The organism is Aliiglaciecola aliphaticivorans (genome assembly GCF_054782055.1).
Window position 1 is genome coordinate 155,539 of sequence record NZ_BAAGTF010000007.1, and the last position, 19,024, is coordinate 174,562.

The window sequence follows — 19,024 nt, forward strand, 5'->3', positions numbered from 1 at the left end:
GGGTTAAAAAAATTTATTAAATATGATTGATAAGGTTTTTTATTCATTCTGAACAGGACAATTTTAAATTGTACTTCTGACTAAATACATTTACATTAAATTAAAATTTAACAGCATTCTGGTAAAACCTGGAGAATAGTTTCTGCTGATACAAGATTGGTATAATCATTGTTCGGATGTCTCTAACCGTAAGCTAATCAACACTCAGGGTACATTTAATCTGCAGGTAAAATTCACTTTTTATCAGCAAGTTAGTTTAATAATTATTTGATGATAAAACATACAATAAATGCTAACTTTGTAGTTCAATATGGTAGGCATCGGTTTTATCTATTATTAGACTGGCAGTTTATGTCGCTATGTTAACTTTTGATGGAAACAGGGAACTTTAGGCACAGCCATAAAGTGAATAGCAGTTAAGCCTACACGCCAGTATGAAGCTGCAAAAATTTTGCTAGATTAGGATGTCGATTTTGGAATCAAATCACCGTAACAATGAGAACCCCTTTGTTGGATTAAATGCCTTTAGTAGTGATCAAGCTGATTATTTTCAAGGCAGAGAAGATGCAACTCAACAGGCACTGTCAAAGCTTCAACACAAAGCGCTATCATCCCAACCATTTTTGTTGCTTTTAGGTAAAAGCGGAGCGGGTAAATCTAGCCTCTTACAAGCCGGTATTTTTCCTAAATTAGACGAGCTGCAATTAGCGGATGGGAAGGTCGAATTTCGTTCTACGATTATCACCCCATGTAACCTGAGTATCGATCCCTTTAAGTCTCTTATTTCGGCCTTGTCAGAAAGTTCTGAGCAAGTAATTGTGGCCAATGAAGATATTAATACCTTGGTTAAAATGAGCAAACAGCAGCCAGATAAGTTCTTGCAGTTGATGAAGCAAAAAATGGAATCTTGGCCTGCGGATAAAAAGCTCGCAATTGGTATTCTTCAACTCGAACGGCTATTTTTAACCGACTCCTTAGGTTACACAGAGCGTCGATATTTCACTGATATTTTAGCAGGTCTGGTGGTCCACTGTGGCATTTTAGTTGTGGCGACATTACGCAGTGATTTTTACCACACGTTGTCAGATTACCCGGCATTGCTGCGATTAAAACAAAATGGTGGGCAGCTTGATGTGTTGCCTCCCACATTAAATCAACTCAAGAAAATGGTGTTTCCAGAACCTGCTAAACATTTAAAATTTGAGCAGGAAAACGGTGAGCAAGTTAGTTTAGATGAATATATTGCCCAGCGTGCATTTGAGTTTCCCGATAGTTTACCCTTATTACAATTTGTGTTGTTTCATCTTCATCAAAATCGTTCGCAAAATGGTCTGATTAATTATTCAACTTACCGGAATTTAGGCGGTTTAGAACGGGCTATTGCAAAAATGACCGAGCAAACCTATGAAAGCTTGGATCGTGCTAATAAGCGTCACTTCCATCGTATTGTAAGTCGCCTGGCAGTGTTAAGCTTTAAAGGCCATTATGAGAGAATTTGGGTTGTAGCTGACGACTTATATAAAAGTCATAATGGCAAAGAGCTAGTGGATGCATTTGAAGCTATCGACATTATGAAAAGTGAAAAAGGAATTGATGGAAACCTTTATGTTAGCTTGGTGCACGATTGTCTATTCGCTAACTGGCCTCGACTCAATGAAACCTTAGACAATCATCAAAAAAAGGTCGAGCTTAAAAACAAATTAGAAGGCCAGGCTTCTGAGTGGAAAAGCGCTACGCGCCCTTCTGCTTATTTGCTTTCACCGGGTAAATCATTGGATGAAGGAAAGTCTATTCTTAAACAAGGTGGATCCATAAGCCCTACGTTAAGAGCCATGATCCATGCTTCCATTAAGCGTGCAAGTCTCAAATATCGTGTTGGATTTGGCCTGGCCATAGTGCTATTGATGATCTTTGGTTTTATGGTGAACCATGCTTATGACGCAAAAGTAAATCAAAAAATTGCTGAGGCTAAGTTGAATGAAAGCCATGAATTAATAGAATTTCTAATTGATGAAAGTACTAAATTAGAAACCATTGGGAGGTTAGATTTAATTCAGGAAAGTTCGAAACGTTCTTTGGAATATTTAAGCACAGTTGCGCCCAAAGATGACTCCACAGCCGCCAAGTTGAGTCGCAGCCAAACCTTTTTCCAACTTGGGAAAGTTTATTTAGAGAACAGGCAGTTCTCAGGTGCCCTAGACGCGTTTAATAAAACCCTCGAATTGGATACTGAACTTGTTGAGATTCACCCAAACGGGTTTACCTATGTATTGGAATTGGCTCATGCTAACTATTGGATTGCGATGACACATTTGCGGGCAGGCGATGTTCAAAAAGCCGAGCAATATTTTCAGTTTTATCAAGCCAATGCTTATGATCTGGTTGAATTGCAGCCTGATAGTCCCATTGCCAAAATAGAGCTTTCCCGAGCATATTCAAATTTAGCCAAAATTGCCGCCCAACGGGGACAACTAGAAAGTGCCAGCCAAAGCTTTTTTGAAGCTGTGAAATTTACTGAAAAAGGCAGAGCAGCAGCCCATGTGAACGATTTATTAGAAGCGGCCAGCGCTTATACTTGGTTAGCCAATAAGTATTATTCAGAATTAAAAATTGCTGAATCCCTTGAGATGAATAAGGGCGAGCAAAGACTAAGATCATTGATTTACAAAAAAGAACGCTCTCCTGCCAATGCAATGGCTACAGCATATTCCATGTGGAAATTGGCAAATGAAAATATGTTAGTTGGCCAATATAAACAAGCTGATGCAGTGCTAAATGATCTTAAGGTTGCCTGTGCTAAAGGAATGGCCACTGAAAATGCGGATATTCAATGGCAATATCTAGATGCATTTAGTGATGCCGCTCTGGCCCAAATGGCCATGTTAATGGGTAACAATGACAAGGCTAGTAGCTTATTTGCTCAAAGCTACAGAAAGCTTGGAGCTACCAATGGTGATTTAATGGGGCAGTGGCAAAATGCTTTCTATGAACGGCAATACTGGTTAGCTCGACTTCATCATGAAACCGGCAATCAGCAAGCGTTTGAATCTGCTAGGCTAGTTGTGACGAGTGCAGACCACAAAGATGCAATGAAATGGAAAGTTCGTATAGCGTCTTTATCTGGTAATGAAGTAAGCTTTGATATTCTGCAATCCGATGAGATATTGAAACCTCAATTGTTGATTGCGGCGCTGGAGTATTATAGTTTTCACCGTCATTTAGAAAAATTAGAACGATTATGGCAACAAGTTCCTCAAGAAATGTGGTTAAATAAAGATCTTGAAGAGTTGCGTGACACTCTGCGCAAACAAATTCGAGAATTCACGTCACAGTAAATAATCAAATAGAAGTACTCCAAAAATATGATGATAGGTGAAATTGCTGCTCTGAGCACAGCTTTGTGCTGGGCCGTAGCAGCACGTATGTTCCGAATATTAGGCAAAAACTTTTCGCCTTTAGCGCTAAATTTATGGAAAGGATTAGCCGCAATTGGCATTTTGCTGATTATTACCCAGTTTTTTCTTCCTCAGGTGTCTGTATCTAACTCAACCATGTTGTGGCTGCTATTTAGTGGTGTTATCGGTATTGGACTGGGAGATACCTTTTTCTTCCAAGCACTGAATAAAATTGGCGACAGTCAATCTATTTTAGTTGCTGAAACCCTAGCGCCTATTTTTACCGCATTACTGGCTATGGCTTGGATTGCTGAATGGTTAACCTGGCAACAATGGTGCGGTATTGCCTTGGTATTATTTTCAGTGGACATGATCATTAAGATTCAAAAGCGTTCCGGTTTTGAGCCCTTCGAATTAAGTGGCTATATTTATGCTGGTCTGGCTGCCATGTGCCAAGCCGTTGGGGCGGTTGTGAGTCGGGATATTCTTACCTCAACAGGAATCGATGCCTTCAATGCCAGTCAAATTCGATTAATTGGCGGGCTAGGAATTATTGTTATTCTGATGTTCATAACCAAACAAAAATGGCTGCCGACGACTGACAATGTGAAACGTACATGGTTGTTTTTCACCGGCGCTACCGTAATAGGAACATTCGCCGCTTTGTATCTGCAAATGGTTGCCTTTACCTATACTAAGGCTGCGGTCGTACAAACCTTGTTCGCCATGAGTGTGATTCTATCGCTGGTCGTGGCTAAAGTACTGGGGGAAAAGGTCAGCGGCAAAACGACGATTTGGTCAATTATCGCGTTAATAGGAGTGGGAGTGCTGGTGGGTTTAGAGCACCTGTAAACCCCCCCTTGTTAGGCAGTTTGCTTTGGCTTAGTTAAATTAATTTATTATTCGATGGAATAATTGCGTTTTTTATTCGTTATCCAAGTGTCATTTACATAAACACGAGGAAACGAAGATGACTAAGCTAAATAAAATATTAAACCTAATGGTAATCGTTGGGATGGCCCATGCAAGCACGGTTACTTTGGCAGCCGGCGTATTAACTCTCAACCAGCGAGCGCCTGATTCACGTGTTTCAACAGAGATTGCCAATGTTTTGGATACCACAGTGAGTGGCCAAACTAAATTTACCGAGGAGGGCTTCGCTTACCAACGCCCTTCTACCGAGATAGATATGACAATCGCCACTGGGGCAGGGAATGAACGTAAAGAGATCCACAGCATTTTTGATATTCGGATGGGCAAAGGGGTGAAGCTCAACGAAGATGCCTATAGCGCACAAGACGTTATCGACAACCTAATCGCAAAGACGAAAAGGGACTAAATACAGCTTACAAGAATTGGTTTTATTGCTAAAAGTGACGGAGCTATTACCTCCCTCACTTTTGTATGAAATATATGTTGCCTTAAGTGTCGGCTTTATATACAATTCGCGCCCTTAAATCAGCTATCACTTTTAGTTCCTTGTCTCAACACAGTTTAGCTGAGCTGTAAGAGGCTACAACCGTAAGGAGCAACAATGCGTCATTACGAAATCGTGTTTATGGTCCACCCTGACCAAAGTGAACAAGTTCCAGGTATGATTGAACGTTATACCGGAATTATCACGAATGACGGCGGAACAATCCACCGTTTAGAAGACTGGGGCCGCCGTCAATTGGCATACCCAATCGAAAAATTGCATAAAGCACACTACGTACTAATCAATGCTGAAGCCACTGCAGAAGCAATTGAAGAGCTAGAAACTGCTTTCCGATTTAATGATATTGTTCTTCGTAACCTTGTTATGCGTACCAAAGGAGCTGAAACTGAACAGTCTCCAATGGCGAAAGAAGAGCGTCGTGATGATCGTCGTGACGACCGTCGTCAGGAACGCACTGAAAAGCAAGAAGAAGCACCTGCTGCAGCTGTAGAGCCTGCTAGCACTGAAGACAAAGCATAAGGAGACAGACAATGGCTCGTTTTTTTAGACGTCGTAAATTTTGCCGTTTCTCAGCCGAAGGTGTTGTTCAGATCGATTATAAAGACATCGCTTTGCTGAAAAACTATATCACTGAAAGTGGTAAAATCGTACCAAGCCGTATCACTGGAACTAGCGCTAAATATCAGCGTCAGTTGTCAACTGCTATCAAGCGCGCACGCTTCCTAGCATTGCTTCCATATACTGATTCTCACAAGTAATCGTTGGCGTAAATAAGAGGTAGCAAAGATGGAAATCATTCTACTAGACAAGATCGCCAACCTGGGCGGCTTGGGTGACACTGTCACTGTAAAATCAGGATATGCACGTAACTTCCTTTTTCCTCAGAAAAAAGCAGTTCCTGCAACTAAAGCAAACGTAGAAAAGTTTGAAGCACAACGTGCTGAACTTGAAGCAAGCATTGCTGCAACTTTAGCTACTGCTGAAGCTCGCGCTGCTAAAATCGCTGAGCTTGGTGAAGTAACTATTGCTTCTCCTGCTGGTGAAGAAGGTAAGCTTTTCGGTTCAGTTGGTACTCGTGATATTGCTGATGCAATCACAGTTGCTGGCGTTGAAGTTGCTAAATCTGAAGTGAAATTGCCTACTGGTACTTTGCGTGAAACTGGTGAGTTTGAAATTGACTTACAGTTGCATTCAGATGTAATGACCACAGTTAAATTGGTTATCATCCAAGAAGCATAAATCTTAGATTTATCATTTCAAAAACCTCGCTCTGGCGAGGTTTTTTTATGGGTAAAATAAAATCATATGGCCATGTGGTTCAACGGTTGAGGTGTTTAGGAAACATCATCAAGCTAACTCAAGACCGATTTCAACGTTTTTCGATTTCTTTGAGTAGTAACTCGGCATCCGTTTTTTCTGTGAAAAACACATTCGAGGCCAAGACTTCGTTGAGTAACCTTTTTGCTTGGTCGGTTTTACCCAGTTTTTCTAATGTGTAAGCTAAGTGGTATTTCAGCTCTGGGTTGCTTGCATCTCGAGTTATCGCATCGCGCAGTACTGTGATACTTTTTTCGTAGTTGCCTTGTTTAGCAAGTATCCACCCGTAGTTACTTAGAATAGTTACATTATTACTATCCAGTGCTAAAGCTTGCAATGAATAATCTTCACTTCTGTTTAAGTCATCGGGTAAATATAAATACGCCAACCGATTAAGTAGCGCCGCTTTGTTCGGCATATTATCGGTCTCTAGTAAATATTGGTACTGTTCGATAGCAATGGATGATTGACCATAGTAAAAATGAAATTGGGCAAGCAAGCTACGTGGAAAATAGGCTTCCGGGTATTTGTTCACAATGTGATTAAGTACCGTTAAAAATTCTTTATCTGACATCCCGTTAGCGACATGAGCATAGAGCTTAGCCAGAGCTAATTCATACTTATCATCTATTTCTAATACTTGTAAGTAGTACTGTTTAGCCACGTCAAATTGTTGTTTTGCATCATTTAACTCACCAAGCTTCAACAATACATCAGGATTAGTAGCATTGCTTTGTTGAAGTGTTTTAAGCTGTTTTTCAGCTTGTGTGAGATGATTCAAGGTAATTAACTGCGACACGTATTGTAAGTGCAAATTTATGTCTTTAGGTTTTAACTGATGTGCTTGTGCAACCGCTATTAATGCTTTTTCTTTTTCATTTATCGCTAAATACAACTGACTCAGTGCCAATAAGTTAAACGGTGTTTTTTCTATCAGTTTTTCATATTTATTAATCGCTCTTAGGGCTTTGTCATTGTCTTTCAACTTGATCAGAAGCTGTGCTTCTTTTAATACATATAATGGGTAACGCGGCTCTAAGCGTTGGAGGCTTTGTGCTAGTCGCAATGCCGGAGTGAAGTTAGCCTGTAGCTCGTTAATTTGTAACAAGCCCTCCATTGCTTGTAGATTATTGATATCTTGCTTGAGTATTGACTGATATAGATTGTTAGCTTTATCCGTATTAGACATAGCCAAATTTATTCTGGCCAATCTCAGTTTAACCGCTATATCGCTGGTATTAATGCTAAGCAATTTTTCAAGTGTCAGTAGTGCTTCTGGGTACCGTTTTAAACGACTTTGTACAGTCGCAAGGTTATATAATGCTGAATAAGATTCCGGGTTTTCGGCTAGGACATTTTGTATAGCAGCCATTGCCTGAAGATCTTGGCTTTGCATGATCAGCATCGCAGTATCTAGATTTTTAACATCCACATCATTAGGGATTAACTTTTTAAGTTTAGTCAGACTCTGGTTTGCTGCGTTGAGCCTCTTTGCATCCATGTTTACCATGCAGTGTTCAATGAGAACCATTTTATTGTTGGGGTATGCTGTGATCAAATTTTCCAATTCAGCCAAAGCAGCGTCGGTTTTACCTCTTGAGATTGCAACCTGAACAGCAAACAATTTGTATTCCACTTGTTCAGAGAAGTCTCCTTCAAGTCTATCTAATAAAGCAACAGCCCTATGAGGTTTATGGTTTACCAAATATAGCCCACCTAAAAATAATGACTGGGAGAGGTTATTGGTGATTTGCATTTGGTATTTTTCGAATGTTTCTAAAGCCGCATCAAAGTCGTAAAGTGCCGAGTAGGTTTTAGCTAATAAATAGGCGGATTGAAACTCGCCGCCAGTGCGCATATTGTATTCTGCTAAATCGTCTCTGGCACTTTGGTATTGCCCAAGTAAAAAAGAAACCGTCCCCCTTAAATATGAAAAAGTCGGATATTCGTCGATCAAATACCTTGGTAAACCGTTGAGCCTATTGGCTAACACTTGCATCTGTTTATAGCCGTCGCTGTCGTTAGCGGTTTTGACCGCCAACCAATTACGCGCGAATTGCACGTATAAATCATTGGGAGACTCTACTAGTAACTTGTCAGATAGGGAAAAAGCCTTATCCAGGTCATTACTTGCGATATAAGCATCAACGAGGTTACGGGCGATGGCGGGCTCAGTTGGATTGATCTCAAGGGCTCTATTTAAGTGAAGAATTGCTTGTTGAATATCACCTTGAGATCGGGCTAGCTGGCCTTTTAAGCGCCAAGTTTCTGCGTTTTCTGTTGAGACTTGTAAGGCGCTCTCAATTTGATTATTGGCCAGAGCATAATTTTTTTCGATCAGTGCAATTGTGGCTAGTCCATTTATAGACTCAATGTGACCGGCATCGACCGCTAAATTTTGTTGATAAAATTGATTGGAACATTGGTAATCTAACAAGTTAATACAAGCTGTAGCTTTATAGATATTCCATTCCATTTGATTTTTCTGCGATAGCCTAGCGCTATAATCGAGTTCTACTAATTGTTTATATTTTTTTAAATTAAGCAGCGTTTCTGCCCATTCAGCAAACACTAGGTTAATATCTACTCGCTGTTGGATTGCCTCGCGAATCTGCGTTTCTGCCTCTTTATACAGTTTGTTTTTTACCAGTAGTTTGCTTAATAGTACTTTTGCTGACAGATCTCTGGGGTTGTCTTGAAGTGCATTTTTAACGTGGATATAGGCTTCTTCATATTGCCCTTGTTGGAAGCTTGAAAGTGCTTTTTCATAATCAGAATTGTCTGCACTGACGACCTGGCTGAGAGCACAACCGGCAATTAAAATGATAAATTTGTAAAAACGGTACTTCAGGTGATGTTTTTTCATGGGATCTCTGACGAATCAGGTTGTTGTCTATATGGGAAATAATGTTTTAATTTACCTTGATATTGGTGAATTAAAAAGCCACATTGGTTAACACTAGCAATAAAAAAGCCCGCTAATTAACGGGCTTTCCAAACAATCAAAGTGTTTATGATTTGATTCTACGTTTTCTAATGACGAGTAAACCCGACAGTAACATCAAACCAAACAAAGAAGGCTCTGCTACCTTAGTTGATGTAGGTGGGGTGTAGTCGAATGTATAATTATGGAATTCTCTCGCGCCAGTGTATGACACCGCTGCGAAAGAGCCGTCAAAAGATGCTCCGCCGCTCGTATCTGCATAGGGTGCTAAAACAGAACCTTTAGATGCTAAGCCATTAAAATCGATGTTAGTTGCTTCAAAGAAATTCCACACGATATTAGAAAATGCTGCATCGCCATTGAAACCGTTATTAAGGTTAACACCGCCACCGATATTGATATCGGTACCTGAAACGTTAATGATAACCGTTTCAGCGCTTCCCCAATTCATTGAGAGATTGCTATTTTGTGCGAAAATATCGGCAGCAGAAACATCAAACACTGCCATGTTTTCCGAGCCAGCATAATCAAAATTACCACTGGAAAAACTACCTGTGCTTGAAAGTCCAGCGAAGTAGGCTGTATCAGCGTACAACTCAGTTTTAATGTCAGCTACGGTAAGTGATGAATCATGTATTAACTGTCCGTCATCTCCGTCATTTAATTCAATGGCGGTACCGTTTAAATCCCCTCCATAAACTAAATTATTGTCACGCAACACTCGCACGCGGTTGGCGTTTAAGTCGCCAACAATAGTAACGGCATCGATAGCGGTGTCAGTATTGGCTAGCCTGCTACCAAACTCCACCGGATTAGATGAATTTAAATCGCCGCCAATAAAGGATTGACCTTGGACGTCCCCACCGCTGAAATTATAATCACCAAGCAATAAAAGATTATACTTACCAATAGTGCCGCTGGTTGCAGTTGCTGCGCCTGAGAGCGAAGCCAGTACTGCAAATGCGAATAATGATTTTACCAATTTCAATTTACTTCTTCCTATTACTACAATTTATATATTTACGCCACACAGACAGGTTTCTTAAAACTCATGCCTCAAAACTTATTTGAGATGCTTACATAAGCAATATTTGAGCCGGAACTTAAGTGCCTGTATTTTATAAAAATAATTCCATATATTGGTTATTTCTGAGTAAAGTGTAAAAAAATCAGACTCGAGAATCCCTTTACCTCAGAAAATTCGCGCATAATATAGCATATTTTAGATAGGTAGAGTACTTAGATTAGGTAAGTTTAGTTATACTTTAGTAATGCTTTCTTCATCATTCAGCTTATTCTGGCTTCAAAATTAGAATATCGCAGGGCATTGCTTCTGTCAGTGCCATGGCTGTATCGCCAAACATTTTGTCGAAAAAGTGTTTATCTTCATTGTTACCAATAACCGCTACTTCCGCATTTAAAATGGCGGCTTTCTCAGGGACGGCTTCATCAGGAATGCCTTCTACGGAATGAAGTACATCCTCGGCAAGGGAATATTCCTGAATATAGAGCTTTAACTTTTCCTGATGCTTCTGTTTCAGTGTTGCTTCTCGTTTAAAGCCGCGCTCTTTATTGAAGTCTATGTGAAGGCTACCTATTTCACCGTCATAACAATCGATAACATGCATTTGCCCACCAATAGTGTGAGCTAAGCTGTCACTAACGCCGAGTATCTTGCGGTTGAGTAAGTGATTGTCGAAATCGTCATCTTTGATATCCACGCAGGCTAACACCTCAAATTGTTTGTCCCAAAGTCTTGGTTTAACCATCCAAATAGGCAGTGGGCAGTTTGCTACAAAATAATGATCTAATCCGCTTAAAAATAGGCGTTTAAAGTCACTTTGTAGATAAGGTGCTTTTATTACTAAATTAAAGGTTTCTTGCGATAACAATTTTTCGATTGCTTTAGATGGTTTTTGCTGCCAAGACAAAAAGATATCTTCTACATATTCTGTGGCATCCCACTTTGCCAGTATTTTAGTAATTGAATCCTGCTGTTCATCAACAATTTCTTGTAAATTATCTGCTAAGTTAAAATTTGCCTTAGGGTAAAAAAGCTCATGGAGGGAAACGAATACACTCATCTTGCCAGTATACGCTTTGCATAAGCGTGTGGCTCTCGCCAAAGGGATTGATGGGTCCTCATTGGCTTGAAGCACAACTAAAATATGATTAAAGGGATTTATTTCCATATTCATTGAAGATTTACCTTATTACCCTAATGATTTGAATTCAAATTGTAGACGACTATTTTGCGAATAGTTAGAAAATAAAGTGTTCAGCAACAAATACCTATGATGTGTAGCCTAATATATGCACAATTGATTTTACTATTAAATTAGGCCAACATAAGTAAAAAGACTCTCTCGTTCTAAGTGTGTCGCGCTCGGCTCTTCCAATTCGACAGAATTCTCTTAGTTACCTTAATCAGAGCATTACTCAGGATTTTTATGTTTAAAACCCTAGTGTCTGAAATACGTCGCCGCAATGTGCTGCCCACCGTAGTGCCTTACATTGGCCTTATTTGGTTGCTGCTGCAAGTTATTTCAGTTATTCAACCAATGCTCAATTTGTCACCATTGATTGGCACGCTAACCGCCATTATTTTGTTTGCGGGTTTTCCGGTAGTTTTGTACTTGTCTTGGTACTTTAACTTCACACTTGAGGGGTTGGAACCCATTGCTGATGGCGAAGAAGCTATCACCTTTGGTGCTGGCAAATGGTTATTGTTAATTCTCATCACCTTAGGGTCTGGCGGTTTGGGGTATGTGTATTTTACCGATCTCAAGGAACAAATGGTCAAGCAAGAAGAAGGGCTGAGTCAAATTAAGTCGGTCACTTCAATAGCCGTTCTACCCTTTAGAGACCTAAGCCCAGATAAAGATCAAGGCTACATTAGCGAAGGAATAAGTGAAGAACTAACGGCATTGCTGGGTAAAGTGAGTCAATTAAAGGTTGCTGCAGCGAGCTCTGCTTTTGCCTTGGCTGAACAAAATCTCACCGCAACTGATATAGGTAGACGCTTGCAAGTTGATGTAGTGGTAAGCGGAAGTTTGCGGGTGACTGGCGATCGCTTAAAAATTCGAACTGAACTCATTGATAGTAAAGATGGCATGACCTTGTGGTCAGAAACCTTTAGTCGCAAGTTTAAAGATATCTTTTCCATTGAAGAACAAATTAGCCGATCAATCGTTAATCTCCTGGAAGATCGTTATTTAGAATCAGGGCAAGTAACAACGCAATCGAAAACTGCTAGCACAGATGCCTATGTAATGTATTTAAAAGGACGAGAACAGTACCGCAAGCAAACCACTGAATCTATCAAAGGCGCGAGGCAGTTTTTTGAACAAGCTATTGCCTTAGACCCAGAGTATGTAGCGGCTTATGTGGCCTTGGCAGACACTATTCTATTGTTAGAAAAAGGCGATAGTCGGTTTGGTATTTTGGAAACAGACATCGCAATACAATTAGCCGATCAGCAATTAGCCAAAGCCTTTGTGCGTGATGATACTAATGCGCGCTCCTACGCGATTCAGGGGAAGTCTTTTGAGTTGAAACAGGAGTTTGACAAAGCTATATCGAGTTACGATAAAGCTATTTCCATTAACCCTAGTTTAGCCGTGGCCCATATGTGGCAGTTTTTAGTATACAAAAAACTGAATAAGCATAGTCAGGCAATGGATGCCATTTCCAAGGCCTATGAGTTAGATCCACTGTCTATATCAATAATTAACAATTACGGACTAGAACTTACTTTTAGAGGTGAATTTGAAAAATCCTCGGTCATATTCCATAAGCTGCTAGAAGAACATCCAGAATCACCTTTTGGTTATGCAGGGTTAGCAACTCATGCTTTTATGCAAGGAAACTTGGCACAAAGCCTATTTAATTGGAATCAAGCATCTAAACTTTCACCTGAAAATGAGGCGTATAAATATAATTATTTAGATACCTTAACCAGTTTGCAGCTGGTGGATGAACTAGAAAAGTCAACGGATGATCCTGCTTATAATGCCTCAATTTTTATTATTAAACAGGACTATGCCAGTTTGTTCGAAGAAATGGATTTCATCTTACAAGCGTATCCAGATGATCCATGGGTTCAGTTTGAAGCGGGTTGGTATCAACTACTTTATGGGGATATGGAGCAGGGGATTTCCCTTATTTTAAAAGCCAACGATAGTTTGAGTGACGAGGACTTATTTATGATGCCCATGTGTAGCCCCGCCATTGAAGTGGCATGGGCATTACAGCAAAAAGGAGAAATAGAAGCGGCACAGAGCATAATTTCTCGTTGTGATACGCAAGCTCAGTTAGCCGAAAATACCTTACTTAAAGATAATTTTGTAGATTACCTTCAAGTTCGTATTTCAGTATTAAACGGGAGTCCATTATCTGAAGTGAAGGATAAATTGACGGTAGCCATCGAAGGGGGATGGAGAGAATGGTGGAGCGAAAAGGATCCCATTCTTTCCAAATTTGCAAAAACTCCGGAGTTGCAAAGTTCTTTCCAACGGATTAAAGAGCAGCTAGCCGAACAGAAACAATTAGCAAAAACCTTGCTGTTTGCGTCTGATACCCAGCAGACCGAGCAACATTAAACCCAGTATTGCCGGTTCTGCTACCTCAACTTGTGGTTCAGCAAGAATAACTAGACGTTCATTATAGCTGGAAGTAAATGACAACGTATCGGAGGCTATAAAAGAGGTATACCCGCAAACGTTAGTCACGGGATCACAATCGATTGGAAGCGAATTTCCCTCTCCTGAAACTTCATTATAAAAATCAGCATCCGGGCCTGAATATAAGGTGACATCCAAGCTCACTTCATACTCTCCGGGTATCAGCTCTGAGGGCATTAAAATGTCTAAAAGTATGTCTTCGTCGTCAAACGCAGTTATATTCTGAACAATAATGAGATCAGGTTTCCCTATTTGAGATAGGGTCCAATTAATTTCCGCGCTTTGGGCAAGATCAAAGGCAAACGGAGAGAATCCGTTTAAGCTAAGTGTGGTTTCATTTTCATAAAACTCATAGTAACACGGCTCTTCTACGAACAAGCCATTGTCTATTTGAAAATTATAATCCGAGAAGGAGCCCAAGTTTCTCAAACAATCATTAGGAGTAGCAAGTAAGAAGGGGGCTTGGGAGTTTTTGTATAAATATTGGGTCGCTACAAAGTCTAATCCAATACCGACAGAGTTCTCATAACTATTGTCAATTAGGTAATACTCAACATTTGCTGAATCTGTGTAGGTTCCTCTTCCTCCCCCTCTAACCAAGCGCGCATCTGCAAAGGCGTGAAATAAAAATAATACTAACGCCAATGCGTAAATAACCGCTATTCGAGAATTTGCTATGAACATGATTTTTCTTATTTTGATTGTGGTGGCTAAAAATTAAGCAATCTCCATACCTAAAAATAAACTTGGTATAAAACAATAAGTAACAGATGGTCGCGATTATTTTAGTAGGATAATTGTAAAAATATCAGACAGTTATAATCATTAATTGGCAAAATTTAAAATATAAATTTGGTGGTTTAAACCTTTCTGATTTACTCTGCGACTAACTCTTTAACACTAATAAAAACTGATAAATATATTGAACACACACGGAAATGTTGTTTCTGCCCAGCGCACGTTCGAAGACAAATCAGAACGTGACCTGATAACGGCGGTACAACAGGGCGACAAAAATGCATACCAGCGTCTATATCAGACCTATATTGGTCAGGTATATGGACTGTGCTATCGACTCACTAGTGATAAGTCACTAGCAGAAGATGCTGCCCAAGAAGTGTTCATTCAGCTGTGGCGTAAAATTGGAAACTACAAAGGAGACAGTAAATTCTCAACTTGGTTACACACTGTCACTTCGAATATCACTATTTCATATTTACGCAAGCAGCGGGGCTGGGTTAAACGAATGTTTAATATTGAAGACTCTGAGGCAAACTATTATGCCGCAGAGGAATCTACTGACCTAAGCGAGTTAGAAAGGCATGTAGCTAGATTGCCCGAGCGGGCGCGGATTGTTTTTGTATTGCATGCAATAGAAGGTTACCGGCATGAAGATATCGCAAGCATGATGAATATGGCGGTTGGCTCCAGTAAAGCACAGTTTCACCGTGCTAAACAGTTGTTAAAGGAGTGGATGGGATATGAATAATACGAATTTTGAAAAAGATTTACGCGCACAAATAAATGCCCTTAGTAATGAAAAGCAACCCGAAAGAGATTTATGGGCTGGGATTGAAGTGGCGTTAACCGAAGAGACCGGGGCTAATCAACAGATAACAAAAACGAGCAGTGAATCCCGCTTCAAAATGATTGCCATTGCGGCTTCTTTTGCCCTTGTTTGCGTCTTAAGTTGGTATTCGTTGCAACCGGCCACAGAACAAATAACCGGACAGGATTTGGTGGCTGCATTAAGTAGTCAGCACGAAGCGCAAAAAGATGCATTGTTGGTGAAATTTCAGGATCAACCCGCGTTGACAGAAAATTGGCAGAAGCAGTTATCAGAGTTAGATGAAGCAGCTGATGCGATTAAGGCAGCGTTGAAGCAGGATCCAAACAACATAGCGCTGTTAAAAATGTTGCAAAACGTTCATCAACAACAGATTGATTTAATTGAGCGAGTGCATTCTCCTAAATGGAGACAAATTTAATGAGCATAGGTTTACATAAAAATTTGAGTGTTAAAAAGCGCTATCACATCGCATTAGCGAATGTATTTAAGGGTATAAAAATGAAACAATTATTTTTTAGTGTTGGGTTTTGCTTGTTGAGCTCTTTTACCTTTGCGGGTGAAAAGATTGACCAAACATTAAAAGCAGACGGTAACGGTTATGTGCAGATTGAGCATCTTGGCGGCTACGCGAATATTACTGGATGGTCGAAAAATGAGGTCAGGGTGGCTGGGGAGCTAGGTGATCGTACTGAAAAGTTTATTTTTGAGCGTGATGGCAATGAAGTCATTATTAAAGTTAAGGTGAAAAGTAAACGAAATGGTTGGAACTGGAATTCCGAAGACGGTGATGATCTGGAAATATACGTACCTTTTGGCAGCCATATAAATTACAACTCTACAAATGCTAATGTAGAGGTGACCGAGGTTCGCGGCAGTGCAGACATAGACACTGTGAATGGCAATATAGACGTTTCGAATCTGGCAGGAAGATTGAGAATTGAAGCCGTAAATGGCGATATAGAGGCCAATTCATTAACTGGCAATATTAAAATTCAAACGGTTAATGGCGATATTCAAGACCGCGATTCTGCAGCTAGTGAAGCGACTTATGAATCTGTCAACGGAGACATCAACGTTAGGTTAGATGCAGCGGAAGTAAAAGCAGAAACAGTAAATGGTGATATTGAATTAACATTAGCAAAAGTGGAACATTTGAATTTAAACACGGTAAATGGAAGTGTCGAAGCTAATTTAGAGCTTGTTCCTCAAGGAGACGTTAGGGCTACCAGTGTTGGCGGTAGTATCAGCTTAAATTTCCAAGCAGATATTTCTGCTCGATTTGATCTACAAGGTCATGCTGGTGGCAGAATAATCAACAAAATCAGCAGTGATAAAGAACATAAAGCGAAATATGGTCCTAGTCGATGGCTTGAGTTTTCTCACAATGGTGGCAATGGTCAAGTAAAAGTATCCACCGTCAGTGGTAGAATTAAAGTCGATAAAAAATAGTCAAATTAGGCCATGGATTCACCAGGAAAGGTTGATACTTTGTAGCATGGTCTTTAGGCCATGGATTCATCAGGAAAGGTTGATTCTTTGTAGCATGGTCTTTAGGCCATGGATTCATCAGGAAAGGTTGATTCTTTGTAGCATGGTCTTTAGGCCATGGATTCCAAATGTTCCTCGCGGGGCTAAAGCCACCGCCTACAGGTGGACTTTGGCATCAACATCCGGGTTCACGCGAATTGAAATTTTGTCATCATCTGTAGCATGGTCTTTAGGCCATGAACCTATGAGTTGGAATTGAAACAACTCTCGGGGCTAAAGCCTCCGACTACAGCGGGGCTAAAGCACCCGCCTACAAGGCGAATAAAAACATCTAAAAAGAATTTCTGGATTACACAGAAATTTGTACAATAGACTTTGATGCAATATCAAACTTAGCGCATAATACTCGACCCATTATTAAAAGATTTAAGTGTTGTGAAAGCCGTTCCGGATAAAAACAGAGACGATAAAGTTGAGAAACTGAAAATACCGCCGCATTCCATGGAAGCTGAGCAATCGGTGCTAGGGAGTATGTTAATTGCGCCCGATTCTTGGGATAAAGTTGCAGAAGTGGTAGTAGAAGAAGATTTTTACAACCGTTCTCATCGGACTATTTTCCGTAGCATAGTGCGTTTGTTATCTGCTAACCAACCTGTTGATATTATTACCGTTTCTGAAGAATTGGAAAGCCATGACGAGCTTGAAGAGGCTGGTGGATTTACCTATTTAGGCGAATTAGCACAAAACACCCCCAGTGCAGCGAACGTAGTGGCTTATGCAGAGATCATTAAAGAACGAGCAATTACCCGGGAATTGATTGGCGTTGCTCATTCTATCGCAGATGTTGGTTACAACCCTGAAGGCAGAGACAGTAGCGAGATCCTCGACCTCGCAGAAACACAAGTTTTCCAAATTGCTGAAAAGCGTATGGGAAACAACGAAGGTCCAAAAGACGTAGAGTCTGTTTTGGGCCAGACGATTGACCGTCTTGAAGCCTTAATCAAAACCAACAAAGAAGTCACAGGTGTATCTACTGGCTATACAGATTTAGACAAGAAGACCAGTGGCCTTCAAGGCTCTGATTTAATTATTGTTGCTGCTCGTCCGTCTATGGGGAAAACAACCTTCGCCATGAACTTGTGCGAAAATGCAATGTTGCTGGAAGAAAAGCCGGTATTGGTATTTTCCCTAGAGATGCCCGCAGAACAAATTATGATGAGGATGTTGGCATCTTTAAGTCGGGTTGATCAGACTAAAATTCGTACGGCACAACTCGACGACGAAGACTGGGCGCGGATCTCCAATACAATGGCTATGTTGAAAGATAAAGATAACCTTTTTGTTGATGATTCTTCCGGTCTTACGCCTATGGAAGTGCGCACTCGAGCCCGCAAGTTAGCCCGCGAACGCGATGGCATCAGTATGATTATGATAGATTACTTGCAACTCATGCGAGTGCCGTCTTTAAGCGATAATCGGACCTTAGAGATTGCTGAAATCTCACGTTCATTAAAAGCCCTCGCCAAAGAGCTCAATGTTCCTGTAGTGGCGTTATCACAGTTAAACCGTAGTTTGGAGCAACGGGCCGATAAACGTCCAATTAACTCAGACTTACGTGAATCTGGTTCTATAGAGCAGGACGCCGATTTGATTATGTTTATTTATCGTGATGAAGTTTATAACGAAAATACCGATCTAAAGGGCATTTCTGAAATCATTCTGGGTAAACAACGTAATGGTCCAATTGGAACCGTGCGCCTGACCTTCCAAGGGCAATTCTCACGCTTTGATAATTACGCTGGTCCTGCCTATTCTGACGAATAAATTGTCTTGTCTTAAGATTTCCACGGGATAAATCCCGTGCCACAGGGGGGCATCTCATAATTTTCACGGCCTAAAGACCGTGCTACAGGGTGTATTATCTTGAGATTTTTACGGGATAAATCCCGTGCTACAGGGTGTATTATCTTATGAGTTATACGGCCTAAAGACCGTGCTACAGGGTGTTTCTGTTTTGGGGTTTTTCACGGTCTATGGAAATTAAGCATAAAAAAAGCGGCTCTAAATGAAGTGACCCCCAATAGTTGGACATTCCAATTACTGGGGGTCTTTTTATGTCCAAACATCACAGAGTATTTAAGTTAAAGCTAGCGCGATTAGCGCAAGAAGAGAGTTCAAGAGTCTTAGGTT

Annotated in this window: 15 protein-coding genes; 11 read left to right on the forward strand and 4 right to left on the reverse strand. The window is 40.5% G+C overall.

The window, feature by feature from the left end; genetic code table 11:
* The first annotated feature begins 473 nt into the window (after positions 1 to 473).
* From ACYVIL_RS05015 to rplI, 6 genes are all read left to right on the forward strand, one after another.
* Entirely contained in the window at positions 474 to 3,335 is a 2,862-nt protein-coding gene (locus ACYVIL_RS05015; RefSeq protein WP_460311787.1) for a tetratricopeptide repeat protein, read from the forward strand.
* Positions 3,336 to 3,362: 27 nt separating this feature from the next.
* Positions 3,363 to 4,247 (forward strand): DMT family transporter, encoded by an 885-nt coding sequence (locus ACYVIL_RS05020; RefSeq protein ID WP_303475359.1) that lies wholly within the window; start codon positions 3,363 to 3,365, stop codon positions 4,245 to 4,247.
* A gap of 118 nt (positions 4,248 to 4,365) precedes the next feature.
* On the forward strand, positions 4,366 to 4,734 hold the full coding sequence (locus tag ACYVIL_RS05025) for a hypothetical protein (RefSeq protein WP_460311788.1): 369 nt from the start codon (positions 4,366 to 4,368) through the stop codon (positions 4,732 to 4,734).
* A 195-nt stretch (positions 4,735 to 4,929) separates the two neighbouring features.
* On the forward strand, positions 4,930 to 5,352 hold the full coding sequence (gene rpsF, locus ACYVIL_RS05030) for a 30S ribosomal protein S6 (RefSeq protein WP_303475362.1): 423 nt from the start codon (positions 4,930 to 4,932) through the stop codon (positions 5,350 to 5,352).
* Positions 5,353 to 5,363: 11 nt separating this feature from the next.
* Complete coding sequence (rpsR, locus tag ACYVIL_RS05035) at positions 5,364 to 5,591, forward strand: 30S ribosomal protein S18 (protein ID WP_008843478.1); 228 nt, start codon at positions 5,364 to 5,366, stop codon at positions 5,589 to 5,591.
* Between the two features lie 28 nt (positions 5,592 to 5,619).
* Positions 5,620 to 6,072, forward strand: coding sequence for a 50S ribosomal protein L9 (gene rplI / locus ACYVIL_RS05040; RefSeq protein ID WP_303475363.1), 453 nt, complete (start codon positions 5,620 to 5,622; stop codon positions 6,070 to 6,072).
* A gap of 130 nt (positions 6,073 to 6,202) precedes the next feature.
* On the opposite strand, the gene prsT is transcribed toward rplI, so the two are convergent.
* From prsT to ACYVIL_RS05055, 3 genes are all read right to left on the reverse strand, one after another.
* Positions 6,203 to 9,016 (reverse strand): XrtA/PEP-CTERM system TPR-repeat protein PrsT, encoded by a 2,814-nt coding sequence (gene prsT, locus ACYVIL_RS05045; RefSeq protein ID WP_460311789.1) that lies wholly within the window; start codon positions 9,014 to 9,016, stop codon positions 6,203 to 6,205.
* Positions 9,017 to 9,161: 145 nt separating this feature from the next.
* Positions 9,162 to 10,082 carry a choice-of-anchor A family protein gene (locus ACYVIL_RS05050; RefSeq protein WP_303475367.1) on the reverse strand — a complete coding sequence of 307 codons (921 nt, stop codon included), beginning with the start codon at positions 10,080 to 10,082 and terminating at the stop codon, positions 9,162 to 9,164.
* A gap of 304 nt (positions 10,083 to 10,386) precedes the next feature.
* Positions 10,387 to 11,292 carry a hypothetical protein gene (locus tag ACYVIL_RS05055; protein WP_303475369.1) on the reverse strand — a complete coding sequence of 302 codons (906 nt, stop codon included), beginning with the start codon at positions 11,290 to 11,292 and terminating at the stop codon, positions 10,387 to 10,389.
* Between the two features lie 252 nt (positions 11,293 to 11,544).
* Here ACYVIL_RS05055 and ACYVIL_RS05060 point away from each other — a divergent pair, with 252 nt between their 5' ends.
* Positions 11,545 to 13,695, forward strand: coding sequence for a tetratricopeptide repeat protein (locus tag ACYVIL_RS05060; protein WP_460311790.1), 2,151 nt, complete (start codon positions 11,545 to 11,547; stop codon positions 13,693 to 13,695).
* Here the strand turns inward: ACYVIL_RS05060 and ACYVIL_RS05065 are convergent.
* A complete protein-coding gene (locus ACYVIL_RS05065) occupies positions 13,642 to 14,460 on the reverse strand; it encodes a hypothetical protein (RefSeq protein ID WP_460311791.1) in 819 nt (272 codons plus the stop codon). The genes ACYVIL_RS05060 and ACYVIL_RS05065 overlap by 54 nt on opposite strands.
* Positions 14,461 to 14,698: 238 nt before the next feature.
* Here ACYVIL_RS05065 and ACYVIL_RS05070 point away from each other — a divergent pair, with 238 nt between their 5' ends.
* The 4 genes from ACYVIL_RS05070 (at position 14,699) to dnaB (ending at position 18,658) form a co-directional block, all read left to right on the forward strand.
* On the forward strand, positions 14,699 to 15,265 hold the full coding sequence (locus tag ACYVIL_RS05070; RefSeq protein ID WP_303475374.1) for an RNA polymerase sigma factor: 567 nt from the start codon (positions 14,699 to 14,701) through the stop codon (positions 15,263 to 15,265).
* Positions 15,258 to 15,764, forward strand: coding sequence for a hypothetical protein (locus tag ACYVIL_RS05075; RefSeq protein WP_460311792.1), 507 nt, complete (start codon positions 15,258 to 15,260; stop codon positions 15,762 to 15,764). The genes ACYVIL_RS05070 and ACYVIL_RS05075 overlap by 8 nt, the downstream gene beginning before the upstream one ends.
* Positions 15,765 to 15,844: 80 nt before the next feature.
* Entirely contained in the window at positions 15,845 to 16,795 is a 951-nt protein-coding gene (locus ACYVIL_RS05080; RefSeq protein ID WP_460311793.1) for a DUF4097 family beta strand repeat-containing protein, read from the forward strand.
* Between the two features lie 474 nt (positions 16,796 to 17,269).
* Entirely contained in the window at positions 17,270 to 18,658 is a 1,389-nt protein-coding gene (gene dnaB / locus ACYVIL_RS05085) for a replicative DNA helicase (RefSeq protein ID WP_303475377.1), read from the forward strand.
* Positions 18,659 to 19,024 lie beyond the last annotated feature (366 nt).